The organism is Kitasatospora sp. NPDC091257 (assembly GCF_044757675.1).
Taxonomy (GTDB): domain Bacteria; phylum Actinomycetota; class Actinomycetes; order Streptomycetales; family Streptomycetaceae; genus Kitasatospora; species Kitasatospora lactacystinica.
Genome location: NZ_JBIVVI010001903.1, coordinates 1 through 1,026 on the forward strand (window position 1 = coordinate 1; position 1,026 = coordinate 1,026).

Sequence of the window (1,026 nt, forward strand, 5' to 3'; positions counted from 1 at the left end):
GTAGTCGCCGGCCCGGGGCCCGGCCTCGGTGCGGCGGGAGGTCAGGTCCTCGACCGCGGGGGCGACCTGCTTGACGAACCTGACCGTGGCGTTGGCCGGGGTCCAGATCCGCAGGGCGACGTCGGCGACCTGCTTGCCCATCGCCCCGGCCATCATCGAGCGGAAGTCCTCGGCCAGGCCGGAGGGTTCGGCGACGATGTCGGTGGTGCCGAGCAGCGCCGAGGAGATCCTGCGCAGCTCGTCGATCCGCCAGTCGGTGCCCACGCCGCGGCAGTCGGCGGTGAAGTGGCCGGTCGCCAGTTCGATGGTGCGGGCCAGGTCCTCGGCGGACTCGTGCTCGTTGTTGCCGTCGGTGAGCAGGACGGCGTGCCGGATGGCGATGTCGCGGCGGGTGAGGAAGAGCTTGTCGGCCTTGGCCAGCCAGGTGCCCATCGCGGTGCCGCCGGCGGCGGTGAGCCGGCGCAGCGACTCCTTGGCCTGCCCGCGGGTGGTGGCGGAGGCGGTGGCGAGGGTGCCGTCGCCGGGGTAGATGTCGCGGGCCTCGTGGGTGCCGGCGACCACGGCGAAGGCGGTGCCGTCGCGCAGCGCGTCGATGGCGGCGGCGGTGGCCTCGCGGGCGCCGTTGATCTTGCTCTTGGGGTAGTCCATCGAGCCCGAGCAGTCCACCAGGATGACCACGGCGGCCGCGGCGCCGGTGCCCGCCGGGGTGGCGTCGGCGAAGCCGAGCGGCCGGCCGCCGGAGGTGCCGCCGCCGGTCGCGGTGACGGTGACGATGGCGTTGACCTCGCGGGCGCCGTCGGCCAGGTACTCGTTCTGGAAGATCTCCACGGTGAACCTGGGCAGGTTCGGCTTCGCCAGTGTTGCCATGGGGCGGTCGGCTCCCGTCGGGTGAGGGGTGGACGTGCTCAGGACGGTGGGGCGGGGCCCCCCGGGGGCCGGCGGGCCGGGCGGACCGGCGGTACCAACCTCGGGGGGGTGGGGCAGAAGTTTTGGTGTGTGTGTTGATAGATGTTGGGCCGGTTCATT

1 protein-coding gene is annotated in these 1,026 nt (G+C 73.4%); it reads right to left on the reverse strand.

Annotated features, from left to right (window positions below):
- Positions 1-867, reverse strand: an 867-nt coding sequence (locus ACIQOV_RS42775; protein ID WP_401056708.1) for a VWA domain-containing protein, incomplete at its 3' end; no start/stop codon positions are given.
- Positions 868-1,026: the final 159 nt, after the last annotated feature.